This is a genomic window from Bradyrhizobium sp. YCK136 (assembly GCF_044570075.1).
Classification (GTDB): Bacteria; Pseudomonadota; Alphaproteobacteria; order Rhizobiales; family Xanthobacteraceae; genus Bradyrhizobium; species Bradyrhizobium diazoefficiens.
Genome location: NZ_CP172424.1, coordinates 7,157,911 through 7,182,529, shown reverse-complemented (window position 1 = coordinate 7,182,529; position 24,619 = coordinate 7,157,911). Strand labels below are relative to the sequence as shown.

The following is a 24,619-nucleotide window of genomic DNA, read 5'->3' as shown; positions in this document are numbered from 1 at the left end:
TATCAGTTCGCTCGATGCAATGAGCTTTCGCGAAGAGATCAGCCAAGAGGAAATGAAAGGCTCTCGGTTACTGATAAAATCAGAATATTCATTATCAGTCTTCAAACGGACGGAGGGCCTCGAGCTCGATCCAGCTGTCGGGTGTCACTTAGGCAGTCTCGTAAATGATCAAGCAGGCCCCAATCCGCGCTGCGCGGTAAGTCACAAAGACCACAAGAGCTGGCCCCGGTTGTTTGGACGGCGACGGTCATGCGGCCATCACCATAGCTTGCGTGCCGAAGTAAGCCTCGTCGGGCGTGCGCCCGTCAAGGCTCGAGTGAGGGCGTCCCTGATTGTAGAAGGCCAGATACTTGGCAATTGACGCTCGCGCCTCGGACACGCTGTCGTAGGCGCGGAGATAAACTTCTTCGTATTTGACCGTGCGCCAGAGCCGCTCGACAAACACGTTGTCGCGCCAGGCGCCCTTGCCGTCCATGCTGATGGCGATCTTCGCGTCCAGCAGCACATCGGTGAACTCGAGGCTGGTGAACTGGCTGCCCTGATCCGTGTTGAAAATCTCGGGCCTGCCGTGCTTCGCCAACGCCTCCTGGACCGCTTCGACGCAGAAGGCCGCCTCCATTGTGATCGAGACGCGATGGGCCAGGACCCGTCGGCTGAACACATCGACGACCGCCGCGAGATAGACGAAGCCACGCCGCATCGGAATGTAGGTGATGTCCATTGCCCACGCATGGTCGGGCCGCTCGATCTTCAATCCGCGCAACAGGTACGGGTAGATCTTGTGACCCGGAGCCGGCTTGCTCGTGTTCGGGCGACGATAGACCGCCTCGATCCGCATGCGCTTCATCAGCGTCGCGATGTGGCGGCGACCGGCGTATACGCCCTCCCGCCGCAGCAACGATCGCAGCATACGCGCTCCCGCGAAGGGATAATCGAGATGCAGCTCATCGAGCCGACGCATCAAGGCAAGGTCCTCGGCCGAAACTGGCCGAGGTTCATAGTAGACCGTGCTGCGAGCCAGCTTCAGGACCTTTAGATCATGACCGCGGTCGATCATCGCTTTGCGCTCAGCAGGCCCGCCTTGGTGAGCGCGCCGGACAAAAAATCGTTTTCCAACGCCAGCTCGCCGATCTTGGCATGTAACGCCTTCAAATCGACCGGCGTCTCGGCCGATGTCTTGTCATGCCCAAACACGCCGGCGGCGCCTTCCAGGAGCTGGTTTTTCCAGATCGTGATCTGGTTCGGATGAACATCAAACAGTTGCGCCAGCTCCGCCAGTGTCTTGTCGCCTTTGACCGCAGCCAAAGCAACCTTCGCCTTGAATGCCGGAGAATGCGTCCGGCGGCTCTTCTTCGTCATCTTCGCTCCTGATTCGCAGCAAGAATCCTCGCCGCTGTCAGGCAGAAAATCCACTCAAGCTACTGTCCGAATTTGCGGGGCCAGCTCTGATCGACGTTGACGTTCCATTCGACACCTCCGGGCTCAATGAGCCTACTACAGGTGTCCACTCATTCGGAGGAGGTCACAGCAAATTCTGCAACTCTAGCTGACCCCTGTTTGCGTCTGCCACAAGCGAAGGTAAGCGGCTTCACCCAGCAGATCAGTATGCCTGCCTTCAGCAACGATCCGCCCCTTGTGTAACATGACAAGCTTCTCGGCAGTGCGGATGGTGCTGGGTCGGTGAGAGATGACCACGATGGTCTTGCCGGCGCCACGCAAATCATCAAGGAGCTGGTGAATGGTGGCTTCGGCAACGGAGTCCAGAGAAGAGGTAGGCTCGTCAAGGATCAGGATGTCCGGATCCCGATACAGAGCTCGGGCCAACGAAAGGCGCTGCTTTTCGCCGCCAGAGAGCCGTACGCCGTTTTCGCCTAGATAGGCCTGGAAGCCTCCCGGCCAATTCTCGATCGCCTCCCGCAGCCCAGTTTGATCGCAGACCTTCATGATCCTGTCGATCTCCGGTTCGAACTCGCCGAGCGCGATGTTCTCGATCAGCGAGCCTGAGAATACGTCCGTCGACTGCGGTACCGAAGCAATAACCCTACGCAAGGATACGGTCGAGAAGTCTTTAAGGTCATAGGGACCGATCCGAATGCGGCCGCTTTCGAGCGGGTAGACGTTCTGCAGCAGCGCCGCAAGGGAGCTCTTGCCTGAGCCGCTTTCTCCCACCACGGCCGTCATTTCACCTCGACGAAAGGTGAGGTTAAGATCTTCAAAGAGCTTCGGCTGCGAGCCATGGCGGAAGGTGACGTTCTCCAGGCGGATATCACCAAGCTCGGATTTGGTGGCATCAATACCGCCGCTGCGTGCCGGCTCAAGGTCGAAAATCTCGAACAGGCGATCCGCCGCGATAAACGCGTCCTGAACGATTCTGTTGGTTTGGATCAGGTTGGCGACAGGCCGGGTGATATAGCCGAGCAGTGCGTAGCAGGAAAGTAACTCACCCGGAGTCACGGCCTGATCCATAGCAAGCGTCGCGCCAAACCACATTAGCAGGATTGTGAAGAGAGTTGAGAGAAAGGTAGAAGCATTGTCTCCGACGATCGAGATGAGGCCGGAGCTGTAGACCGATTGCAGGGTCTTGACAAAGCGAGTTTCCATCTTAAGGCAAGCGAAGCTCTCCACGCCGAAAGTCTTGACCGTGGAAACAGCTCCGAGTGATTCAACCAATTGCGCCTCCAGTTCGGCGGCATTCTCCATGATCGCGCGCTGGCGCTTCCTATTGAGTCGGTTAACGGTCCAATAGACTAAGACATATAGTGGGATGGAGATAGCCACGACCAAGGCGATCTTCCACGAGTAGATGAACATCAGGCCGAACGAGAACAGTATGACCAGCATGTTGACGAACATGGTGATCGAGACGTCGTTCAGAAAGCTCCTGATTTTCACCGCATCATTCATCCGGGAGACGATTTCTCCCATGCGCATGCTGTCGAAGAATTTTTGTGGTAGGCTTAGGATGTGATTGTAGTAGCCGAGGATCAAGCAGACATCGATCTTCTGACCTGTTTGCAGGACTAGCCGGTTTCTGAGCAGGTTGATTACGATCTGCGGCACCAGGATCAGCAGCATCACGACGCTCATGAGATTGAGCAAATTGCGGTTGCCCGCTGTGATCACGTGGTCGACGATCTTCTGGACGTAAATGGCTGTCGACAGCCCCAGGAGGGTGGTTACCAGTGCGCCGACGAGAGCCTGCGTTAGCGCCGCTTTGTGCGATGCAAGCAGCCGGGCGAAGCGGAGAAGAGGTGAGGTGGTCTCATCGCGGCGCTTGAAGGTGTCGGCCGGAACCAGGAGCACCAGGACGCCAGTCCATTGCCTCTTGAATTCTTCATGCGATAGCTTGCGGATTTCGCCGTACGCGGGGTCCATGACGGTGACCCACCTCGTGTCGATCGCCTGGATCACTACGAAGTGGTGCAAGACATCCTTGATGATCACATGCGCGATGGCCGGCTTGGGGATCTTGTACAAGCTGTCGAAGCCGCCCTTGACGCCCTTGGCAATGAACCCCAGCTGATGAGCCGCTAGCAGAAGACCCGACACGGTGGTGCCCGATTGGTCCGTCGACGCATACTGGCGAATGCGCGACAATGGCAACTTGTAACCGTAGAAGGCTCCAACGGAAGCGAGGCTGGCAGCCCCACAATCCGTGATGTCGCGCTGCTTGACTTTGATGATTTGACCCAACATGGCGGCTCACCGGCTTCTTGGAATGGATAATTAACGAGCCGCTAGGACCGGGTTGAGCCAATCGTCAATCTCATTGTAGAGAAGTTGCAGCAGAGTGCGCTCCGCCACGAGAAAACGGGCTCTCACCGTCATGCCTTTCTTCAGATGACCAATGATGCCATTTGTGAGCTCGAGGTAACTGCGAGAAAGCGCGCAGCGAACCTTGAAGACCGGGCTCTTCTCCTGCAGGGTAAAGTCCTGCGCGACGTCTAGCACTGTCGCGTCAATCATCCCCCATTGATTGTAGTTGAAGGCATCGACCTGGAGCCTCACCGCCTGGCCAGGCTGCACGAAGCCGATGTCTTTGGGCGAAACGTAGATATCCGCCACCAGTTCGCCGTCGGGCGAGACCCAACCGACAGTTTGCCCCGCCTGGACGTAGCTGCCTGGGGTGACGCCGTTGAATTGCTCGAGTGCGCCGGACACGGGAGCGCGAATCTGGGTCAAGTCGCGTTCGTTCTCAAGTTGGTGCAAGCTGGCGGTGAGTTCCTGAAGGCGGAGGTTTGTATCGAAGAGCTGCTGATTCCATTCGGCGGATTTGCTCCGGACGAGGATCTCGCCCTTCACCTCGAGGCTCTGCAACGCGAAAGCCTTTTCTTCAACCGCCTTGGTGGGCGCTGCAGCAACCGCGACGAGTCGCTGAGCGCGCTCGAGTTCTGCCGCGGCGTTGCTGCGGGCATATTGGTTCTCCCGCAACAGGTTGAGAAAATGCAGGCGCTCGGCCGTGGCGAACTCCGAGCGGAGGCGGACTGGGGCGTCGGACTGTGCGCCGGAAGAGATCAGGGCCTGGAGGTCGCTGGCACGATCGCGCTTCAGACGGATTTCGCCTGTAAGCGCACCGATCTTTTCCTTAATGACCACATCGTCGAGAGCTAGGATCTCTCGTCCTTGTGCAACGAGATCGTTCTCGACGGCAAGAACACGAGAAATTCGTCCGGAGACGGGTGCTATCAGAGGAGTTTTCTCGATTGTGGGACGAATGGTACCGGCACTTTGAGCAGACAGCGTCACGGTGATGACTGGCAGCGACACAAACGTCGCAACGACAGACAACACAATTATCTTGTAGATCGCCAAAGATCGTCCTGATTCTCGCGATAGGATGCTCTCTGCAGTGTAGCGGACCGTCTCCGGAGGCAGCATTACATCAGCCATAGCAGCCCTGTCACGGATTACGACGATTGGCAGTGCCAAACGACTCATCAGGATTGAGCGACGCACGGGGAAGGTGCGCCAGCTATTGTCCTTCACACCTAAGGGTAGCCAACTAACGTATCGACTTTCATTGTTATCTCCTTGTCAGATGTGGAACACTCGCTGGTGCTGCTCGGCCAATTTCGTTGATTACCCGAAAAGAGGTGTGGAGCGATCATGCGATTGCTCCACAACAAATCCAGAGCAGCCGCTTTGTATTTGATTTGCATTCGATCCTGCCACTCAGCTGAGAGCCCCCGCACGCCGGTGAAGTCTTATCGTTGCGCCCGCGACAGAGCCGTTGAACGGAATTTCTCAAACGTTCAACCGCGGCGCGCCCAAAGACCTTTCGTCCGGCACGAAACTTTCGCGGGGCGGCATGAAGAAGAGCCTGCCTGGCGCCGCAGGCAGGCTGCAGACACTTTTGCAATTAAGGGCTAGGCTCCTCAGGGCAAGGAATTGGAATGATGCTGCAACCACCGCCCTCAATGGGACGAACCTCCCAACCGCAACCGCGCCACGTCCGAGCGATACCTTCCTTCCCGCAGTTGCCCATGCTTCTTCAGGAGTCAATTCCGGAAGCTGACATATAGCTTCTCATGTTGTTTCCTTTTCAATAGCCGTGAGTGTGGTCGACCAGCAACTGCTGCCGACCCCGTAGCAACTTCAAGTCTCGTGCCAACTGCTCAGGAACGGCAGAAAACGCTCTCCTTGCTTTTATGATGCTAAACAGCAAATGTGCGGCAGACCGCCCGAACATCATTGTGGTTGCAAATGCGACAAATCGAACGGGGCGAACACGGCATGCTTCAGGAAGCCTTCGAGCTATCCGCCAGCTCACGTCGCTACCACCGCCCAACCTGGGCAAATCCAACAGCCGGGGCGAACTCAGGACTTGATAACACTTAGGGGCAAAAGGTCATGCCCCCTCAGCGTCACGAGCAATTGCCCCTTCTTGGATAGCTGAGGAGAGAGCGAATGAACGAGGAACGAATCACGGAAGGCTCCTCGTGGATTGATCCACGGGGGGCAGGTGATGAAGACGCCGGATGACGTGGCGGACGTGTTGCGCCTGAGGGCGTGCGGCTGGCTCTGAAGCGGATTCCGCGGCAGCTGGGCTGCAGCCATCTCGGTGAAAGACTACGTGGTGGCGGGCGGGGTGAAACGTTCAAGTCGCCTGAACGCCCCGAAACGACTCCATGGCCTTCAGGGTTGGCTGCGCGAGAGGTTCATTCGGCATCGCGGCAATGCGGATGTCGCCGCGGCCCCACTAGGTCGCTTTCGGTATCATCAAAGAAGCAGCGGGGCGAGCTGAGCGATCAAATCCAAATCGCTTGGCAGGCTTGGGCAAAGAACGGCGCAGAGTGCGACGCGTCGGGGCGCATAAAAGCGATTGTTCGCGTCGGTTTGCATACGTCCAGAGTGTGTTTCAGCTGCATGGCGTTGATGGGAACGAGCAGCCGGTTTTGCGGCTTAAATTGAGCCGCGGGCTGGTTTAGAAGTTCTTCAAGCGCTGCCGCGTGCGCTTGTGGCTCTGGAGGCCTGCGGGCATCGCATTGTTAGGCGTGGGAATTGCAATCAAACCGGCATGAAGTGGCGATGATGCCGATCGCAATATATTTGCGTGCGGCAAGCCGGCCGAAACTGCGTAAGAACTTTGTGCCCATCAAAAGTCCCGAGCAAGGGCGCACAAATGTTGGAGCGTGTGCGCAACCAGTTCATCGGCAGGCGGACCCGGTTTGCCAATTCAATCCGCGGCTACGCCGCGGAATACGGCTTTGCCGCGCCTAAGGGGCTTTCGCGGTTGCTGATCGACATTCAGGCCGACGCAAAGTCTCCGACTTTACAAAGCAGCTGGGTGGACGCTCTGGCAGCAGAACTGGCGCACGTCGAGGACCAGATCGCAAAGGTCGGCAAGTAGCTCATGCAACTCCGCCGGAGTAAAGAGATGAGTGAACGGCTGCCGGCTATCTCGGGGGTCGATTCGATCGTTGCGAGCTGCTGTCGATCAAGGTCGTGGATGCGCGCGGGTTCAAGTCGGCAAGAAACTTTGCGGCATGGCTCTGCCTGAAACTAAAGAACCGCTCGACGGCCGGAAAGAACAGGCTTGGCCTGACTACACGCGCCGGCGACAGCATCAAGAAGTGGCTCGAGCGGAAGATGAATTAGGGACGGCGAGGGAAAGCCGACATCGGAATGCGCGTCGGCACAACGAAAGGGAATGCTGGATACGCGCCGCGACATGAATGTCCAGCAGACGACGTTGGCACGAAGAGACCGCCGCGCTTTTCACATACGCTCCGGCAAAAAAGGCCTGTTTGGCGCCTCTATCGCCACTCCGCTGCGCGGCACGCGATTTGAATTCTCTGCGTTGCGGCAGCGGCAGCTGACGCCTTGTAGGAAAGGAAACAACTATGGATATCTCAGATTATGGCGTAACCGAACTGACTTTCGAAGATGCGTGCGCCGCTGTCGGCGGTCAGCCTTGGTGTGTTTGGAACCCGGATGAGCAGAAATGGTCCTGCCACCCCCTGAGCTCTCACGAGGAGCTCTTGTAAAGGCATTTTGTAGCCGGTCCGCGGCGCAGCCACGGACCGGCTTACCCCAGAACTCCTTTCGCGTGTCCGTAAGGACGCAGCCCTGGAAGGATTTCTGGTTCATCGTAGCCACCAGCAGCGAAGATGAAACAGAAATCCGGACCGGGCAAAGCGTCGGCAGACCAAGTGCGAAAGGACATTCGGCGCCAGAACCGCCGGCAGTATTCGGCGGAAGAGAAGATCCGCATCGTGCTGGAAGGATTGCGCGGCGAGGAGAACATCTCCGAGCTTTGTCGCCGAGAAGGCATTGCCGCCTCGATGTGTACTACGGCTGGTCCAAGGAGTTCTCGAGGCCGGCAAGCGCCGCCTGGCCGGCGACACGGCACGAGCTACGACCTCCGGCGAGGTGAAGGACCTCCGCCGGGAGGCCGCCGCCTTGAAGGAGGCCGTCGCCGATCTGCCCCTGGAGAACCGTCTGTTCAAACAAGTATGAACGGAGATGGGGAGGACGAGGCATGAGGTATCCCGCCTCAGAGAAGGCCGAGATCATCCATTTGGTCGAGCAATCGCACCTTCCGGCCAAGCGCACACTGGACAAGCTCGGGATCCCGCGCGCCACATTCTATCGCTGGTATGATCGCTACCGCGAGGGAGGCGTTGAGGCGCTGGCCGATCATCGGTCTCGACCAGACCGGGTCTGGAACCGCATCCCGGACGATGTGCGGGGCCAGATCATCGACCTGGCGCTGGAGTTACCTGAGCTGTCGCCACGCGAGCTGGCCGTGCGGTTCACCGACGAACGAAAGTACTTTGTATCCGAGGCGTCGGTCTATCGGCTGCTGAAGGCGCATGACCTCATCACCAGCCCGGCCTATGTGGTGATCGAGGCCGCGAACGAGTTCGAGGACAAGACGACGGCGCCGTCGCGCACTGGCCAAGGCTTCTCAGCGACAATGGTTCGAGTTACGTGGCGGATGATCTGGCCGAGTGGCTCGACCAGAAGGGCATGCAGCATGTGCGCGGCGCTCCGTACCATCCTCAGACCCAGGGAAAGATCGAGCGCTGGCATCAGACGCTGAAGAACCGCATCCTGCTCGACAACTATTACCTACCCGGTGATCTCGAGCGTCAAGTAGGAGCCTTCGTCGAACACTATAATCACGTCCGCTATCATGAGAGCATCGACAACCTCACGCCAGCCGATGTCTACTTCGGCAGGGCTGAGGCGATCCTCGCAGAACGAAACCGCATCAAGCGCGACACCATCGCGAACCGCCGCTTGCAGCATCAACTGCAGGTCGCTTAAACTCTAACCCTGATGAACCAGAGCCTCCCTTCTCAAAAAGTCTGACCAGTCTCAAATTATCTGACGACGGACAAAAAGCTTCGAACGCTCAGGACATCCTTTGTGTTACGACCGTCGATATATCACGTCGGTTCGGGTTCCTGTAGCCGCGCACCTCCGAGCAGTCCTTGCACCGCATGTAGCGCTCCAGTTCATGAACCGGCGTCGCCTTCGGTCGCCGCACGATGTCCAAGGGCGACGGTCTGGTGCGTGTCGCAGCCAAGGCAGCGCACTTCGAGGTAGCGGTAACCGGCATTAAGCGCATCGCCGAGCGTGGGCGACGGTTGCGCGGGCCCCTGGAAACCGAGCATGCGCGCGTTCCACGCCGCAACGGCGAGCCGGTCGGCCTCCTTCCGCGCTTCGGTCGCCCGTTCTGCCGCTGCCCGGACCGACCCACCGTAAATGGTCTCGCGTGATTTGGTGCCCATCGCGCGAGCATCGCCCGGAGGTAGAGCGTCGGCAAGCCGCTACAGCTTGCGGTGGATAACGCGCCGGGCACAACGGAGGCGACCACGTCCCAAAAGCGGCGGATCAAGCTGCTATCGTTTCCGGGTTTGCACGAGCGTGGTCACGACCACTGCCACCAGAACAAAAACAACGACTGATCTCCGTCAGGCCGGTCTCTTCCCTAATGTTAATTCATCAGAAGGACGGTCGCGTGCGACAAATCGCTACTGTGCGCTTTCGTCTCCGCGCATATCCAATGACGGTCACCACCACGCATCGAGGTCGAGGGCGATGCCGTACTCGATGCTCGACGTAATGCGCAGGCAGTGACGCCTACACCTAGTGCGGAAGTGGTCGGCTCTGCCATAAACCTTCGTATAGGTCCGTGACCCCTTTAGATGCCCGACGTTTACCTACGTGCAATTGAGCCGCTGATCGCGATCGTCTTAGCTAGGGTATGCGGTAGCGCTCTCGCTATCGCTGCCCTCCTTGGGCGTTTCCTCCCTAGACTTGGGCCGCTTGTGGCAACGCAGGCGGCCTCTCTTTTTATGTATGTCGTCACGTTCTCCAGAGCAGAATGAGGCCGAGCGGGTCTGCTCGTGCTTGTCCCGGCGCACCGCCCGTCGCGCTCACATTAGCCCCTCGAATTTTGTACCGATCCGCAACGCAATCTGAAAAATCGCCGGGTCAAATATCTTGACCGGGTCAAATATCTTGAAAGCGTGCCGTTGCGCGGTCCCCCCATCCGCCTATGCCCTTCAAAGGACCCCAGCCCCAGAAATCTCAGGAGATGTCTCTGGCGGCGGGCGGCGGCGGGCATCACGTCACTGACTTCGGCTCATGGCCCTCGTCGGACATCCGACTTGGCCTTCACAATGTCCGCCTTCGAGGGCTACGCGGACGTGGCTTCAGGTTGATCAGCCGCTTTGCGCCGAAGGGGAAAGCTCATCACGTCGCGCGATTGCGTCGCTCAAAGGCGGGCGATGAGCCGTGGTGCGTCTGTCCCGTCGCGCGCGTGATAGACATCCCCCAGCTCGTGAACGCACCAGCGCGCGTCCCTGCAGGAGCTGGGGATAGTCTCGAACACAACCACAAAGAAGGAGCCGAGCAGGCTACAAGCTCGGCTACAGAAGCGTCGCGTTGGGGAACCCTGCGAAGGGGACACTATAGGGACACTACTTTTGGTTTCCCATGCCCGATCAACAGGTTACATAGACCCTCATTCTCTCACAAGGGGAGAAGGGCAGGGGCGCCCCGCGGGGATTTACGCCACCGACACCAAAAACTCGGCGGAAACCTGTCGGCGGGAACGTAGGTAGCCCTCCCCCTGACTCAAACCCCCGACTGGTCAAATAGGCCGAGATGATTTCAGTGAGAGCAGATCGGAAGCTGACCACCGATTGACCACCGAAACCCCGTGAACGAACGGAGATAAAGGTGGTCGATCGGGAGCAAACTTCATTGTTTTTGTTGATCTTTTCGGCCGCTATTTACGTTCGGGACGCAGGGGTCGCAGGTTCGAATCCTGCCACTCCGACCATTCTTTCAAAAGTTACCGTTTTCCAGAGGCTTGGCGGACCGGCCGCCGGCGCCTCGGGAGCGCCTTTTTGCAACGATTTTCGGGGCGGGTCCACGGCCGATTTGGCCCAAGCAGGGCCGTCTGTGCGCGCGGCATGGCTCGCAAAGCTCGTCCCGCCGGCCAGCGCCTTGATGGCGTGAAGCGCGTCGCAAGGTTCACGAACGCGAATGGTGTCGTTGGAGCAGGATTCGCTCCGGCTTCTTCGGCTGCCGAAAAGTTCAACTTAAGCTCGCATTCATTTTGTAATACACATTACGCATTGTTTTTTTCTTCTTAAGGCATTGCGCCATGGAATTGACCCCCAACAATTTGGACCAGCTTTCCGGCATTGCCCAATGCCTTGACGATCAGTGGGCCCCGCCGGATATCGCCCAGGAAGCTGCAGAAAGTGAAAAGCCGCTTTCCGACTACGCCAAGCGGATACAGCCGGCGATGAAGATGGAGTTCTTCAAGGCGCTGCTCACGCTGCGTTCGGTGGTGGTCAATCGCGCGTACCTTCTCCACAATGAGGCGGTCAAGGAGCTCTATCTCGGCGGAGATTCGGAGGCGGAGTCGTTCGAAAGACTCGTGCAGGAACGCGCAATCATCCCATTCCTCTACGACGAGCGGCAGCTCTCGGACTTCAAGGGCACGGACCTGTCCCGCGATGTCGAGGACTACTGGGTCAAGGCCGAGGCGAAGGGTACAAGCTGCGATTGAGTTGGGACGACAAGCGAAACGGGACCCTGATCACCGATCACATTTCCAAGCGCTTTGGAGGTTTCTTCAAGACGATCGACGATCTCAGGCCTGATCTGCTTCGCAACGACTTCTCGCTTTCGACATTCGATGACGAGAGCATCAGGCAGATGCTCAAGAATATGCGCGACTTTGCCAATCGGGTGCAGGACGAGACCGGCCGCCCGGTCAAACGCAAGGAAATCTATCACGAGTTCGTCTGCGTCGGCGGCCTGCACAAGGACCACCTGGTTTTTGATCTCAAGAAGCCGCTGGCCATGCAGATCAAGGCGCTCGCGGACCTCAAGTACAACGTCAATTTGCCGGATGTTCTCAACCGCTATGTTGTCACGTCCCAAGGGTCGACCAGCCGTGAGTGTTTGCAGGAGATCAAGGAACTCACGGAGGGTATCAAGGAGGTGGACGAGAAGGAGTTGCAGGATCTCATGATGGCTGTCGCCGGGGTCGGTCTGGACATCGCCAGTAAAGCCGTTCAATTGACCGATATTGGTTCGGTGAGCCTGGACGACATCGTGGCAGTCCGGAACGATCCGATATGGGCGTTGCATCATCAGATCGCTGTCGAGAATCTGCCGGACAACAAGCGGCCGATGTCGGAGCAGAAGTTTGTTCAGGATCCCCTGGAGTCCATTCGGCGCGTCTCCGGTTCGCTGGGCAACGTCGTCGAGCGTTTAGGCCAGATCCAGCGCGACAGTCGCCTCCGCGAAGCCACTGAGCGTTGGGAGGTTCGACTGAGTGCGTTGGGCATTTTCGAAATGGTCGCCTCGGAAGCCGGCCACGCGTTTGGCTTGCCACATCTGCCCGAGGATCCGGTCAGCGAACACTCGCTGTCGCGAGGGATGGTGCCTCTCGTCGCTCACGCGGTCGTCTATCTCGAGGGAGGCGGGTTGAAGTATGAAATCAAGCAGCCGGTCTTTCAGGGTAAAATCTGGGCGGAAACCGCCGCAAAGATCGCTCGGGAGGTTCGTGGCCGACTGTCGTTCGAGGGGACCGAGATTGCGCCGACGGGCGATCAATTGCGTCCCGACCAGCAGGGTGGCGGACTTGAGGTCAAGGATCGGGACGATTGAATTGCGGCGCGACGCGCGGGAAGGCGGGCGGCGGGCAAGGCATTGCCGCCAAAACGACAAGAAGCGGCTCGACCGTGATCGTGGTTCACTGGCCAGCTGGTGGCAGCGGCAGGCCCGTATCAATCTTTATCGTTGACCAGGGGAAATCTGCTCGATCCAGCAGCCGGCATCGAGGCCTATTTCGAGGCGCTCGCCGAATACCCCCGGCTCTTCGAGCCGCGCCGATATCGGCGGCTCGTGCTCGACCGTGCCCGCCTGGTGAGCTACGCGCGCGAGCATGGTGTCGCGCTCGGGCTTACCTTCTCCAACGACTACGTGCTCGTGCTTGTCGATCTGGTCGAGGTGGGCGAAGGCCCGGCCACGATCGTCCATCCTTATTTTCGGATCGTCTCGCGCGGTCAACTGCTGGGTGGGCACAATGTCGTGGTGGTGGCCACGGTTGCCGACCCGAAGCTTGGGAATGTCGGCGACATCGTGATGGTCGAGCAGGAGCGTCATGCGCTCGGACGGCTCATGCTGGAGCTGCCGCGCGGATTTGCCGAGCCGGGGATCGGGTTGGAGGCCAATGCCTTGAAGGAGTTGGAGGAGGAGACCGGCTATCTCGGTGCCGAGCCGCGGCTGATCGGAACCGTCTTGACGGATACCGGCCTGATGGACAACGAGGTCCACATCGTGCACGCCTCGGTCGTCGGCCGCCGGGAGCGATCTCCCGAGATCCGCGAGGTCATTACCCGAACTCTGTTGATGCCGGCCGATATGATCTGGTCGAAAATCCTGTCGCGTGAGATCAAGGACAGCTACACGCTCGAGGCAATCGGGATCTGGAGCAGGCTGTCGACGCACAGCACTTCTCGATGATGCTCGCTACCGCCGCGCCACCAGCACGCCCACCAGGAACGCCACCATCAGCGACGGCAGCGGCGCCTCGCGCACCATGCTGCGGACGATGTCCGGCCAGTGCTGCTCCGGGACCAGCCTTGGAGACCTGACTTCGGCTATCGGCGTCATGCCCCAATCCGACGCGAGGTCGGCGATCTCGCTCGCGGCCAGACGCGAACCGTCGCGGACGCGGAAGATGGCGGCCTCCGATCGCTCGCGCGGCGCGAGCGCCATCAGCGTCGCGATCGCCGTGCGCAACGTCATCTCGCCAAAACCTTGCAGCCTCACCGATTCCTCGGGTTCCGACGTCATGCGAGATCCCTCACAGCGCGAAGTGGTGCGCGATGGTGAATGCTGCCGTCGCGCACAGGACCAGCGTGGAAACCGCGCCGGCCACGCCGCGCGCGAGATGGGCTCGCGTCAGGTGCCTGGTCATGATTTTGCTCCATGCTCCGCATGGCAATGGCGGCGGCGGATGTTGGTTCCCAACGCGACGCCGAATCGCCGCCGTCCCGCCTACTTCCGCAGCAATTCGCTCAATGCCGCGGTCGCCTCGGCGCAGCGGATGTCGTCGATCTCGCGCGACAGGCTGAGTGCGCTTGATCTCAGCTCTTCGACCTTCCAGCTCTCAGGATGCTGGCTTTCGAGCTGACTGAGACGCTTGTTCAGATCGTCCAGTCTGGATTGGAGCTGCCCGATGCTGGCGGCCCCGTTCACTTTCCAAACGCGTTGTGCACGCATCGTAGTTCCCCTGTAGTCTCACGGCGTTGTGAGCGGGGTTCGTGGCTGGAATGGGAGTTTCTTTTGTCCGGCTTCAGACCGTGGGGAACCGTTGCAAAAGGGCAACGCGCGTTCCTGCGCGTCGACCGGCGCGGACAGTGCTACCCTCCATAGCCCGCGCCCTCCTGCATATGCCGTCGCGTTGCCGGGTCGGGCCCGGCACTGTTCGCGTCAGGCGGCGTGCGGCCAGTCGGTTGATCGCTTTTCAATGCGGCTTTCCAGGATCGCGATGCTCACCTGGAGGTTGTCGCGCCGGGCTCTCAGGTTCTGCGCGAGTATCGGGTAGGCGAGATTCTTTGGATCGGAGATTCCGGCCTTCCGCTCTTCCTCCAGAATGTCGGCGTCGAGCAATTGCGCGCGCCAACGCAGATCGGAGATCAGGGCGTGGAGCTGTGTCGGGATAGTCGCTTCGAAACGGGACGTCGGCTGCATATGATCGCCTCACTATGAAACAGGCCCACTGCGGGTCTGAGGGATTGGCGGAAGAGCAGCAAGGAGAGTGCCAGCGCGCCGGCCGAGGGCGAAGGCCTGCCCTGTCGTTGGGCATCGTGCCGGACAGCGAGGCTGTGCGCGTGACGCGTCGCGCGTTAGGGTCTGCCTCGACGTGATTCCGAAAGAGAACGAAGGAACGACGCGTGGCGAGATTTGTGACTATCGCGGCCGGCCAGCTTGGCCCGATTGCCCGAGCTGAGACGAGGACGGAGGTCGTGGCGCGGCTGATGGCGTTGATGCGCCAGGCGCGGGCCAACGGCTGCGACCTGATCGTCTATCCCGAGCTCGCCCTGACCACGTTCTTTCCGCGCTGGTATTTCGAGGACCAGGCGGAGATCGACGCCTTCTTCGAGCGCGAGATGCCGGGGGCGCAGACGCAAGCGCTATTCGACCTCGCGCGCGAGATCGGTATCGGGTTTTACCTCGGCTATGCCGAGCTGACGGTCGAGGCCGGCGTCGCCAGGCGCTACAACACCTCCATTCTGGTGGACAAGAGCGGCGCGATCGTCGCGAAATACCGCAAGGTTCATTTGCCCGGCCATGCCGAGCATGAGCCATGGCGCGAATTTCAGCATCTGGAAAAGCGCTACTTCGAGCCCGGCAGCGGCTTTGGCGTGACCAATGCCTTCGGCGGCGTGATGGGAATGGCGATCTGCAACGACCGCCGCTGGAGCGAGACCTACCGGGTGATGGGCCTGCAGGGCGTCGAGATGGTGATGATCGGCTACAACACGCCGGTGCACAATCCGCCTGCGCCCGAGCACGACGATCTCTCGCTGTTCCACAATCACCTGGTGATGCAGGCCGGCGCCTACCAGAACGGCACCTTCGTGGTCGGCGTCGCCAAGGCCGGCATCGAGGAGGGCGTCGACCACATCGGCGGCAGCTGCATCATCGCACCTTCGGGTGAGATCGTCGCGGCGTGCACGACCAAGGGCGACGAGATCGCGCTGGCGCGCTGCGACCTCGATCTCTGCAACTCCTACAAGCGCACCACCTTCAATTTCGACGTCCACCGCCAGCCCCGCGCCTACGGGATGATCGTCGAACGCAAGGGCGTGACGACGATGGCGGATGGGACACAAGTGCCGACGAAGGGGTGATGCTCCCGCCCGTTGTCTTGCGTTTCCGTCTCTCCCGCGTCGTCCTTGCGAAAGCCAGGACCCATTACCACAGGGAGAAGTTTGGCGAAGACTGGTTGGGCGGGACTAATACTGCCTTAAATCGATAAACCTCGCGGTATGGGTCCTGGCTTTCGCCAGGACGACGGTTGAGTTGAGCGCTTCCCAGATCCGCGGAGCGTCACGGTTGCCCGACGGGCAAAACACCTGCGAAGCTGTCAACCCGCCTTCGCTAAAATATTCCACTTTACCGAAATTCGGAAATGGCGTACGTCTCGCCCATCCCGGCTCATCCTTGAGGGGCGATCTTGTGTCGTCACGTTTCGCGAGCCGGGCTTGCGGTGGACGCGGCAGCGTCGGGTGCGAGGCCAAGGGCAGGGCGGATTGCTCTCCGTGAGCCCAGAACTTCGTGCTGGATGAGCGGCGCTGTCAGGTTCGTCTCGTCTGTAAGTTTCCGGCTCCGTCGACAGGGCTGGGAAAACTGCGGCGAAATGGCGGGCCGTGCGTACGGCAAAACCGTGTGGTCCTGGCCGTCGTTGCTACGGTCAAGCCTTGGCGGATGCGGCAGTCGCGTCAACCGGCGCGGCGCCGGTGAATTTCGCTGGGGTGAGGGAGGCCAGAACGAACTCGGCTCCCGGGAGAGCACGGCATAAGCCGTCCAACCACTGCGCAGGGGTTCTCCGGCAGCAAAAATCCCAATAAAATCAATACTATGACGCGGATGTGTCCTCCGTTGTGTCCCGATCCGATGTTCTTGAAATATTTTCGTGGGATAGCTACCGGCGGGCGCGGGCCGGCTTAGACCCATCGCAATCCAAGCCCCCCGACCATCTAGGATGTTTACAACGCTCCTTTCGGAAACGTTGTGATTCGCTTTTGCATAGCTCTCGCCATCGGGCGAATCTCGGGTAAGGGTTGTGTTCAACTGTAAAGACTACGCCAGGAGGGGCTATGAACGTGCCGCCGCACTTCGTGCCGAACGAGACAAATGTGTTTCGGGCGGACGGAGGCTTCTCCCAGGATACGTCGCGTCTTCCGGTATCGATAAGATGCCCGCATTGCCGCGAATTGGGCTCTTTCAACGCAATCGGTCCCGCGAAGGCATTCAACAAGCCGGGGAAAGTTGGGAACAGTGGTGTAATCGGGACCTACTTTGCGACCATCAGGATTTGTCCCAACGTGAAGTGCTTCGGTTTGGTTTTTGTGATCGAAGCGGGAAACGCGGTTGTCGAAATTGAACCGCCGCAGTTGCTAGACTTCAACCCGGAAGGACTATCTCCGCGCCTCCAGCAGACGTTGAAGGAGGCTGTCGCGTGCCATGGTGCAGGCGCGTATAGGGCGGCCACGATGATGGTCCGAAGGCTGCTCGAAGAAATATGCGATGAGAACGGAGCAGCGGGAGCGAATCTGCACCAGCGACTTGCTTCGCTGAGGAACGCAATCGTGCTCCCGGAGCCGTTATTTGATGCGATGAACGAACTCAAAGCCCTTGGGAACGATGCAGCCCACGTTGAGGCAAAGGTTTACGACAACATCGGCGCAGATGAGGCGCAAGATTCAATTGAGCTGGCTAAGGAAATCGTTAAGGCGCTTTACCAGCTCAAGGGACTGATTGCACGCCTTCAGGCACGTAAGGCGCCCTGAGGACAGGAAATGCTGATCGAAATAGCTGGCGGAATCGTGCTTGCCGTACTGGTTCTGGCACTACTCCCTGCCCTTATTCAAGGTGCTCTCTGGCTCGTTGCGGTTGGCTTCGTCTTGATTGCAGTCATAGGTGCGGGTTGGCTCCTGTTCGCGGGAATGCAGTCGACTGAGGGCTTGGTTGTAGAGCTGACTATTGCTGGCGTATTTCTCATTTGGCTGCACTACGAGATCAAGGCGCGCCGAGAAATCGCTATTGAGAAGGCGGCCGAGAAGGCTGAGAAGCTCTGTAAAGCAGAAGACTAGGAGACTGCTGTGGACGAAGAGTTCATGGATATTCCTATCTCCAATGTCGAAATCACCTTCAGAGTGTCCACGGTAGACGGCAAACAGGTTTACTCCGCGGGCATCACGTATTCGCGGCCGCTTCCTTTGAAGGTTTATGGCATCTGGGCGCTCCGCCAAGGCATCCCAGTGGGCATACTGAATTTGACACAGGAAGCGCAGCCTCCGTTTGCAGAATGCTTCCAGGTGCTGATTGCAACCGATGAACGCGCGATGTGGGGGCGCAAATGCCCGCATTGCGGTGGATACTGGCGCACGGGCTCGCCCGGGCTCGTCCAGACTGCCGTTTGTTGTTATTGCGGCGGGCATTCCGAGGCGCACGAGTGTCTGAGCGACGCGCAGCGCGTGTACGTTGAGGCCTGCTGCGCTATTTTTCGGAGAGTATTGGACGAGAAGAAGGACGGCCAGTTCTCCATAGCAGCTCGCAAGCTGCTTGAGGGCGTTGAAGTAACAAGCTTCGATGGACCTCCGCCTGAATTCTTTGTCGAAAAATCAAGGCAGACAAAGTTTAGCTGCGTGGCGTGTGGAAACCACAACGACATCCTTGGCCGCTACGGATACTGCTCAACCTGCGGGACGAGAAATGACGTTTCCATGTTTGAGAGTGATATTGATGCGATCCGCTCAGCACTGAACGGTGGGGGCTCACCGACTACCGCCCTGAAGGAAGCGGTTGATGCGTTCGACACGGTTGGCCGAAACTTCGCTCGGCAACTGCTGGGGCAAGTGCCCATGACACCTTCGCGCCGAGCGAAGTGGGAGAGGGCCAATTTTGCGCAACTATCGGATGTGGCCGCTGATCTCAAAAGCGATTTCGACATAAGTATTTTGCAGGGAGTGGATGCTGTAGATTGCAGATGGGCAAATCTGATGTTTCACCGGCGCCATCTCTTCACTCACAAGGGAGGTATCGTCGATCAAAAATACTTGGATGATAGCGGGGACGCAGCCGTCCAACTTGGGCAGCTTGTCCGCGAAACGAAGGAAAACGTGCATCGATTGCTCTCTTTGTTGGTGCGGATGGCTCGCAATCTCCAACAAGGCTTTCATTCGATCATCCCTGTTCACCCAGACCCCGTCAGATACCATCAAGAGGCGGAGGCTCGGCGAAGGCGCTCGGAGGTGCCCTAGCCCCGAATGCTTGCAGGTGGTAGCCGACAGTGGTAGCAATGTTCTTGCAGTAAGGTTGGATTTGTTCTTGTTTTTCAGTTGGTTCCTTGCGTGCCCTTCGTCTCCCCTAGGGAGCGCGCTTTCGCCACCACAACAAGCCAGCCATCGTGGTGTCCCTTTACGGCGATGGCGAAACTGACATTCGGAGCGCCCTTCATAGAGGGCAAGATGCATCACGCTTTGCTGCAAATGCTCCATGGGTTTGTCCGCTCTCGGATAAACCTAGAAATAAACTCTGAGGCATTCGCCGGCAACCAATGAAACCCAACCTGCCGCAGCAACTCTGATTGCAGCTCATGATCGCCGTAGTCTTCTAAGAGTTCTTCGTATGCCTGCAACACCGCAGGTTCGACATTTGTCGCAGTCGCAGCGAGCCGGTCGAAGCATTCTGCAGCTTCGATGTTGCGTTCGTCAGGATATTCGCGCGCTTTCTGTCGTCGCCATTCTGCTTGCTCTCTGAACACCTCAGCAAGGTCCGTGCAGTCCATGAGATCAGTTCCGTGCGTGAAGTTGAGGGGACCGCCGGAGGTCATCCGGCGGCCCTATTTTGAGGTTCTGATTTTGCTGCTGGTCTCTGTCGGTGCGGGATGGTGCGAGAAACCCGATGATCAACCATGGTCTAATTTAGCGGCCACGATGATTGGTGTCGAGCAACTGACATGCGAATGAAAATAAAACACGTGAGTGCGATTGAAAATTCGGAGGGAACTGTTTGATCTGGAGCAGGAATTTTTTGTCGGAGTTTCTGTTGAGGTGATCGAGGGAGCGGAGCGCGACCTGAAGTCTGTTCAGCATCGCTGCCGCCGACGCTAGTCTAATGCAGCCGCTGTTGAGCGGGACGGACGTCACTCAGCAGAGCCAGCCGCTGCTCCAACTGCTCATTCAGCAGCATCAGCGCTCTGAGCGCACCGCGCAGGTCACCGTCACAAGCGGCGACGATCTCATCGACCGCCAGCTCGTATTGATCAAGATCAGAGTTGGTGCGTTGGCGTGGCATACGAACAACATCCAAGCAGAAATCTAAGTAGATGGTGCCACGGCACCACCTTTCTCCCCGCAATTCACAAGCGGCGTATGTTGTTGCAGGGTTACAACCTGCGCGACCATCATAGGTGCCAAGCTGGTCGATTGAGACCACCCAAAAGCGCATTTGATACTTGGTTCAATTAGTAGATCACGGGAGCGGAAAGTGTTTGATGTCTATCGCAACGGGACGCGTGACTTGCTCGTTCTAAGATTAGGCTCGCCGATACCGCCGGCTTACTCCGGCAAAAGGTGGCGCAAGAGTAGAAGAAGAATTCTGAAGGTGAGCGATGAGATCAAGTCAGCCGTTCAGCGGCACGGTTATTACGTCCGAAGCTTGCGGTTCGCAAAGCTAGTGATCGAAGTCAAGTAGATCGGCCCCCACACGTGAACGTGACAACTGAAGAACGCGATGTCTGGATGCTGGCGTCCTGGAATGAGATCAACGCGCTGCAACTGCCGTTGCTCAAGATTGTGATGCGGGGCGGAGAAGGAAGATCACGCGGTGGCGTGAGTTGTCGGCTTGGCTTCAACAAGCGGACCAAAGGCGGATAGTCCGGTATCGTCGCGATGGGCGAATAGCGGAACTTTTCATTTCATCGACGCGAACTGAAGAAACGCCTCAGGGAGTCTCAACAAGAATATACCCGCGATTTTCAACTGTATCGAAAGTCCGCATGCCCTTAACGAGGGCCGCAGTTGGCATCCACACCCAGCCAGCGCTCGCAGGGTTGACGTCAAGGACGAGGAATGAGTCGGATTGAGCGTCGTATGCGCCAAGCGGCGAGATATGACCGGGGCCCTGCTGGCCTACAGCCTTGCGTTGGTAGTTGACGATCACATAGTCACCCCGGCGCTTGAGGTTTTCAACCAAATCGGTCCGAATATCCTGCTCGAGCTTGCTGTCATCAACGATGACAAGCCGGGTCGTAAGACCATTTGCCCTCAGCATCTCATCGAGCTGACGTATCTGGTAGCCGAAGTCCTGTACCTGTTTTCCATTGATCGTGACCGGTTCGCCGAGAACTTGCGCGCGGGTCTTAGGGCCTTTGGTGATCACGTTGTCCTGTGTGAAGCGAGGGATCGTGGGATCGTAGGCGCTCGGAATGTATTTAAGGTCTTCTGAATGTAATCGACTCCGGTCCCGTGGCAGATCAGGGCTCCGGCCTCGAACGGCGTTGAGCACAATGGCGGCAGACGCGGGTCCACAGAACGCGACGTTCGACTCTGCTTCAAACTGATTGGCAAGCGCGGGAAAGTCCACCTTGGCAGTTGAGCGGGCAAGTCGCGCAAGCCCCTCATCGGACGAGAATTGCACAAGCTCCCGCGAAATGGTCGCTGGTGAATTGTCGAGCGCAAATGTTGCCGGAAGTTGCACCGTCGCCAGCAACAGCGCGAGTGCAATTCGCGCGAGGTGTAACATGGCTACCTCCTATTCTTGGAAGCCCGACCCAAAAAGCGATCGGAGTATTGATCATCTGAGTTTGATCTAAGCCAAGGAAAAGAGTTCGGGGCAGCTGTAGATCAGGTCCCTTTGTAAGCGTGTTCAGCCTCGACAGCGCGGACCAGGGCGGCAAGGCTGGGATATTCTACGCCATTGCGAACGTAGCGATTGATGTGCTCGACATATCGGGCCGTTCCGTCGGGCTTGCCGTGCCAGCTGAACAGCAGCACCGCACTGTTGTGCTGGCGCAGTACGTGGCCGACGCCATTACCGAAATACTTGCTCAGGGCGTGGCGCTTCATGGCCGCGCCTCCAGCTTCGCCAGAGCCTCGTCCGTTGCCGGAAACGGAGACGTTCCTACTCCTATCTAACGAGCCTCAAAGGCCGGTTACAGCAGAAATGTTGACACGTTTTGCGCCGGACGCCGCATTATTCGAGTACGCTGAACCCTACACCCAATGGGAACGGCTTCATATGTGCGATTGCCATCAAATGACCAGAGCGCTATTGCGATTTCTCTTGGCACGGAGTTTTCAAGGACGCTCGATATCAGGGTTGTCCTCGGCAGCGCGGTCCGAGCTTGGGCGGTTTCCCTGGCTACTCGTTTGAAGCTTGCAGCACGGCTTCTAATTCTGCGACGATATCGTGCAGGAGCCCGAGTGCGAGCGGATCGGTGACGTCGCGCTCCATCATGCGGTAGCACATGATCTGATCTTCAAGCTCTTGATGTTCCTCGTCGTCGTCCATTGCGCGCTCCTCAATTGAGCATGACGCCGAACAGGGCAGATGGTTGCGGCGGATTTCGAAAAATCTGAGCGAAATTAAGGCATTCGGCATGCGATATCTGAGCGGATGAGTGATCCATTCAGAACATCCCGATCAGGATGAAAAGGCCGATCTCGACCACGAAGGTCACGGCCATGACTGCGACCGTCAGGAGCACATCGCCCACCGGGACAGGGGTCATGGCACGCCTCGCACGTTGCGAAGCCCCGAAGCCCAATAGCCAACCTCCCGATCTCCGGAATGTTTCAGTTCCCCGGTCGGCGCTCGCCTAGCATTTCGAGTTCGGTGATCGCCTGCGCTGAAATCTGTGCAGGGTCTTTGAGCCCTTTTTGGGCGATCTTAATGATTGTTTTCGCCACCAGTTCCGTGAGCGGATCGTCGCGATCTTTAACGCACAGAGCACGTAACGTTTGTTCGTAAGCCTTTGTGATACACGCAATTTCTTTCAGTGCCATACCGTGGGTTTGCAAATGTAGGTAGATCGCCATGTCTCGCCCTCCAGCACGCCTATGAGGTCGGACAATACTATGGAACCGTAAGTTTACCGGCAAACCTTCATTGGAAGCGAACCGGAACGTCGAGCCGAGCGCGGCCGTCGCTGAACCAAGCCACCTCGGGTCTTCTGTTGTTTTTCTCGCTTTGATGCCGCTGGGCACCCCATCGGACCAGCCTGCCCTCCCTACGGGGGCTGGAGGGGGACATTAGGGGCAGGCGGCCCGACGGCTGGCGCGTCAAGAAACGCGCCATGCAATCGGATGCTACGCCATCTTGGTGATTTCGCTGTGTTCACTTGTGAGCTGGAGCGAGTATTTGTAATGTTCCCTCAAGGGAACATGGAGGCCGCAGATGAAAGACATGCAGGCCCAGCTAGAGAAGCTTCGGCGAGACGCTGCTGAGTGCGCCCTTATTCGAGACTTGGCAACCGATCCCAAAAAGCGCGAGTTGTTTACCAGATTGGCCGAACACCTTGCTGTGCTGGCATCGGCCGTGGAGCAAGCTAAAGGTGAGAACACCCGTAGCGAAATGACTGCTGATCTGCCGCCAAGGCCGTAGAGCAGGCCGCAGCTTTCGTCGGGTTGCTCCATCTCGCATTTTGGGCCGCGAATGCCTATTTTTCCCGCATGCGTTCATTTGAGTTTTGCCTGCCGACGAAGGGCATTGTAGTCCCGGACGGCCCCGATTGGCTCCATGAAGTAAAGTACGACGGTTATCGCCTCCGCTTGGAGCGCGCTGGCGACCGCGTGCGCCTGATCACGCGTGGCGGGCACAATTGGGCGAACCGTTATCCGTGGATCGTAGAAGCCGCTAGTAAGGTCCGCCAGAGGCACTTCGTACTCGATGGTGAAGCTGTCGTGCTCGGCGTTGATGGAATCTCGGACTTCAACGCGCTGCACTCCCGCAAGCACGATCACGAAGTGCAGTTCTGCGCCTTCGATATTCTCGCGGAAGGCGGCGACGACCTCCGCATGCTCCCCTTGTCGATGCGGAAGGCCAACTTGGAGCGTCTGCTTGCGCGGCGCCCTGAAGGTGTCTTCGTCAATCCCTTCGAACGCGGCGAGCTTGGGCCTGATCTGTTTCGCGCTGCCTGCAAGCTAGGACTTGAAGGGTTGGTATCGAAGCGGCGCGACCGGCCCTATCAGGCCGGACGTAGCAAGTACTGGGTTAAAGTGAAGAACCGGCAGCATCCGGCGATGGAGCGGGAGCTGTGAGCAGAGCGACAGGTCCGATCTGCAACTAACAGCGGACCTCAACGGCCGATTGGACCACTTCGCCTTGGGGCCAACAGGCGACTGAGGCGGCACTTACTCGGCTGGTGGGATCGCGTTGAGAAGCTGAGAAATGGCAGTGACAAGCTGCGCGGGCGCGAACGGCTTCGCCAACATGATGCTGTTAGGTACGCCCTTTGATGCCCAATCGTCTGCTTCGATGCCGCTCATGTAAACGACGGGAAAGTGGGGGCGATCTCTCTGGCGTGTCGCGCGACCTCCCACCCGTCGATCTCACCGGGCTTCAGATTGATGTCCGTGACGAGCGCCCGGTATTTGCCCTCGGCCACATCAAGTAGCTCAATGGCCTTTTCGCCGGACGGAGTTGCTACAGTCTCGAACCCGCCCTCGCACAGGCAGTCTTCGACAAGGTTCTGAACAAGCTGGTCGTCTTCAACGACCAGGATAAAAAGCTGTTGGTTTTCCACTCGGGGACCTCAGTGCGCCGCAATAGGAGCGCAAGGGCACACGCGGGGAACAGACTATCGTTCCGGGGAAAGTGAGCAATATTGCTCACAATGAAACTG

25 protein-coding genes and 2 pseudogenes are annotated in these 24,619 nt (G+C 58.4%); 13 read left to right on the top strand and 14 right to left on the bottom strand.

All coding sequences use genetic code 11. From position 1 onward, the window contains the following. Positions 1 to 247: 247 nt before the first annotated feature. From ACFLEY_RS34745 to ACFLEY_RS34735, 3 genes are all read right to left on the bottom strand, one after another. Positions 248 to 1,359 (bottom strand): IS3 family transposase gene (locus ACFLEY_RS34745; RefSeq protein WP_396604991.1). Its coding sequence is split into 2 segments (ribosomal slippage): positions 248 to 1,107 and positions 1,107 to 1,359, totalling 1,113 coding nucleotides; the frame shifts between segments, so codons are not numbered across the junction. Between the two features lie 183 nt (positions 1,360 to 1,542). Beyond that, on the bottom strand, positions 1,543 to 3,696 hold the full coding sequence (locus ACFLEY_RS34740; protein ID WP_018273888.1) for a peptidase domain-containing ABC transporter: 2,154 nt from the start codon (positions 3,694 to 3,696) through the stop codon (positions 1,543 to 1,545). A 30-nt stretch (positions 3,697 to 3,726) separates the two neighbouring features. Further along, complete coding sequence (locus tag ACFLEY_RS34735) at positions 3,727 to 4,812, bottom strand: HlyD family secretion protein (protein ID WP_018273889.1); 1,086 nt, start codon at positions 4,810 to 4,812, stop codon at positions 3,727 to 3,729. A gap of 1,810 nt (positions 4,813 to 6,622) precedes the next feature. Between ACFLEY_RS34735 and ACFLEY_RS34730 the strand changes: the two genes are divergently transcribed. From ACFLEY_RS34730 to ACFLEY_RS34720, 3 genes and pseudogenes are all read left to right on the top strand, one after another. Beyond that, positions 6,623 to 6,850 carry a hypothetical protein gene (locus ACFLEY_RS34730; RefSeq protein ID WP_018273891.1) on the top strand — a complete coding sequence of 76 codons (228 nt, stop codon included), beginning with the start codon at positions 6,623 to 6,625 and terminating at the stop codon, positions 6,848 to 6,850. 95 nt (positions 6,851 to 6,945) lie between these two features. After that, positions 6,946 to 7,098, top strand: a complete 153-nt coding sequence (locus tag ACFLEY_RS34725) for a transposase (RefSeq protein WP_018273892.1) — start codon at positions 6,946 to 6,948, stop codon at positions 7,096 to 7,098. 512 nt (positions 7,099 to 7,610) lie between these two features. Then, positions 7,611 to 8,772 (top strand): annotated as a pseudogene (locus tag ACFLEY_RS34720) (transposase). Positions 8,773 to 8,914: 142 nt separating this feature from the next. Here ACFLEY_RS34720 and ACFLEY_RS34715 read toward each other — a convergent pair. Then, positions 8,915 to 9,239, bottom strand: a pseudogene (locus ACFLEY_RS34715) (hypothetical protein); the annotation flags it as partial. Between the two features lie 1,886 nt (positions 9,240 to 11,125). Here ACFLEY_RS34715 and ACFLEY_RS34710 point away from each other — a divergent pair. From ACFLEY_RS34710 to ACFLEY_RS34700, 3 genes are all read left to right on the top strand, one after another. Then, positions 11,126 to 11,536, top strand: a complete 411-nt coding sequence (locus ACFLEY_RS34710) for a hypothetical protein (RefSeq protein ID WP_060910891.1) — start codon at positions 11,126 to 11,128, stop codon at positions 11,534 to 11,536. Further along, positions 11,533 to 12,645 (top strand): hypothetical protein, encoded by a 1,113-nt coding sequence (locus ACFLEY_RS34705; protein WP_060910892.1) that lies wholly within the window; start codon positions 11,533 to 11,535, stop codon positions 12,643 to 12,645. Before ACFLEY_RS34710 ends, ACFLEY_RS34705 begins: the two co-directional genes overlap by 4 nt. Before the next feature lie 99 nt (positions 12,646 to 12,744). Continuing rightward, positions 12,745 to 13,503 carry an NUDIX hydrolase gene (locus tag ACFLEY_RS34700; protein ID WP_171901237.1) on the top strand — a complete coding sequence of 253 codons (759 nt, stop codon included), beginning with the start codon at positions 12,745 to 12,747 and terminating at the stop codon, positions 13,501 to 13,503. Positions 13,504 to 13,509: 6 nt separating this feature from the next. On the opposite strand, the gene ACFLEY_RS34695 is transcribed toward ACFLEY_RS34700, so the two are convergent. The 3 genes from ACFLEY_RS34695 to ACFLEY_RS34685 all read right to left on the bottom strand — a co-directional run bounded on the left by ACFLEY_RS34695 (position 13,510) and on the right by ACFLEY_RS34685 (position 14,736). Then, positions 13,510 to 13,836: a hypothetical protein gene (locus tag ACFLEY_RS34695; RefSeq protein ID WP_028175643.1), complete on the bottom strand. Its 327-nt coding sequence runs from the start codon at positions 13,834 to 13,836 to the stop codon at positions 13,510 to 13,512. A gap of 204 nt (positions 13,837 to 14,040) precedes the next feature. Continuing rightward, positions 14,041 to 14,265, bottom strand: a complete 225-nt coding sequence (locus tag ACFLEY_RS34690; protein ID WP_011085360.1) for a hypothetical protein — start codon at positions 14,263 to 14,265, stop codon at positions 14,041 to 14,043. Between the two features lie 210 nt (positions 14,266 to 14,475). Then, positions 14,476 to 14,736, bottom strand: a complete 261-nt coding sequence (locus tag ACFLEY_RS34685) for a hypothetical protein (RefSeq protein WP_011085361.1) — start codon at positions 14,734 to 14,736, stop codon at positions 14,476 to 14,478. Positions 14,737 to 14,939: 203 nt separating this feature from the next. Between ACFLEY_RS34685 and ACFLEY_RS34680 the strand changes: the two genes are divergently transcribed. The 4 genes from ACFLEY_RS34680 to ACFLEY_RS34665 all read left to right on the top strand — a co-directional run bounded on the left by ACFLEY_RS34680 (position 14,940) and on the right by ACFLEY_RS34665 (position 19,034). Next, on the top strand, positions 14,940 to 15,899 hold the full coding sequence (locus tag ACFLEY_RS34680) for an N-carbamoyl-D-amino-acid hydrolase (protein WP_011085362.1): 960 nt from the start codon (positions 14,940 to 14,942) through the stop codon (positions 15,897 to 15,899). A gap of 969 nt (positions 15,900 to 16,868) precedes the next feature. Then, positions 16,869 to 17,561: a DUF4145 domain-containing protein gene (locus tag ACFLEY_RS34675; RefSeq protein WP_396604340.1), complete on the top strand. Its 693-nt coding sequence runs from the start codon at positions 16,869 to 16,871 to the stop codon at positions 17,559 to 17,561. Positions 17,562 to 17,570: 9 nt separating this feature from the next. Continuing rightward, entirely contained in the window at positions 17,571 to 17,864 is a 294-nt protein-coding gene (locus tag ACFLEY_RS34670) for a hypothetical protein (RefSeq protein WP_396604339.1), read from the top strand. A gap of 9 nt (positions 17,865 to 17,873) precedes the next feature. Next, positions 17,874 to 19,034, top strand: coding sequence for a hypothetical protein (locus ACFLEY_RS34665; protein WP_396604338.1), 1,161 nt, complete (start codon positions 17,874 to 17,876; stop codon positions 19,032 to 19,034). Positions 19,035 to 19,246: 212 nt separating this feature from the next. Here the strand turns inward: ACFLEY_RS34665 and ACFLEY_RS34660 are convergent, their stop codons facing one another. Both ACFLEY_RS34660 and ACFLEY_RS34655 read right to left on the bottom strand, forming a co-directional pair. Beyond that, complete coding sequence (locus ACFLEY_RS34660; RefSeq protein WP_396604337.1) at positions 19,247 to 19,606, bottom strand: hypothetical protein; 360 nt, start codon at positions 19,604 to 19,606, stop codon at positions 19,247 to 19,249. Positions 19,607 to 19,887: 281 nt separating this feature from the next. After that, a complete protein-coding gene (locus ACFLEY_RS34655; protein ID WP_396604990.1) occupies positions 19,888 to 20,070 on the bottom strand; it encodes a hypothetical protein in 183 nt (60 codons plus the stop codon). A gap of 192 nt (positions 20,071 to 20,262) precedes the next feature. Between ACFLEY_RS34655 and ACFLEY_RS34650 the strand changes: the two genes are divergently transcribed. Then, complete coding sequence (locus tag ACFLEY_RS34650) at positions 20,263 to 20,469, top strand: hypothetical protein (RefSeq protein ID WP_396604336.1); 207 nt, start codon at positions 20,263 to 20,265, stop codon at positions 20,467 to 20,469. A 249-nt stretch (positions 20,470 to 20,718) separates the two neighbouring features. Here ACFLEY_RS34650 and ACFLEY_RS34645 read toward each other — a convergent pair whose 3' ends face one another. The 4 genes from ACFLEY_RS34645 to ACFLEY_RS34630 all read right to left on the bottom strand — a co-directional run bounded on the left by ACFLEY_RS34645 (position 20,719) and on the right by ACFLEY_RS34630 (position 22,814). Continuing rightward, a complete protein-coding gene (locus ACFLEY_RS34645) occupies positions 20,719 to 21,519 on the bottom strand; it encodes a phytochelatin synthase family protein (RefSeq protein ID WP_396604335.1) in 801 nt (266 codons plus the stop codon). A 101-nt stretch (positions 21,520 to 21,620) separates the two neighbouring features. Beyond that, positions 21,621 to 21,842 (bottom strand): hypothetical protein, encoded by a 222-nt coding sequence (locus ACFLEY_RS34640; RefSeq protein ID WP_396604334.1) that lies wholly within the window; start codon positions 21,840 to 21,842, stop codon positions 21,621 to 21,623. A 295-nt stretch (positions 21,843 to 22,137) separates the two neighbouring features. Next, positions 22,138 to 22,287 (bottom strand): hypothetical protein, encoded by a 150-nt coding sequence (locus ACFLEY_RS34635; RefSeq protein WP_396604333.1) that lies wholly within the window; start codon positions 22,285 to 22,287, stop codon positions 22,138 to 22,140. A 284-nt stretch (positions 22,288 to 22,571) separates the two neighbouring features. Continuing rightward, positions 22,572 to 22,814 (bottom strand): hypothetical protein, encoded by a 243-nt coding sequence (locus ACFLEY_RS34630; protein ID WP_396604332.1) that lies wholly within the window; start codon positions 22,812 to 22,814, stop codon positions 22,572 to 22,574. A 358-nt stretch (positions 22,815 to 23,172) separates the two neighbouring features. Here ACFLEY_RS34630 and ACFLEY_RS34625 point away from each other — a divergent pair, with 358 nt between their 5' ends. Beyond that, a complete protein-coding gene (locus tag ACFLEY_RS34625; RefSeq protein WP_396604331.1) occupies positions 23,173 to 23,379 on the top strand; it encodes a hypothetical protein in 207 nt (68 codons plus the stop codon). Positions 23,380 to 23,447: 68 nt separating this feature from the next. Then, positions 23,448 to 24,035 (top strand): RNA ligase family protein, encoded by a 588-nt coding sequence (locus tag ACFLEY_RS34620; protein WP_396604989.1) that lies wholly within the window; start codon positions 23,448 to 23,450, stop codon positions 24,033 to 24,035. 224 nt (positions 24,036 to 24,259) lie between these two features. Here ACFLEY_RS34620 and ACFLEY_RS34615 read toward each other — a convergent pair whose 3' ends face one another. Continuing rightward, positions 24,260 to 24,520 (bottom strand): response regulator transcription factor, encoded by a 261-nt coding sequence (locus ACFLEY_RS34615; protein WP_396604330.1) that lies wholly within the window; start codon positions 24,518 to 24,520, stop codon positions 24,260 to 24,262. Between the last annotated feature and the right edge of the window lie 99 nt (positions 24,521 to 24,619).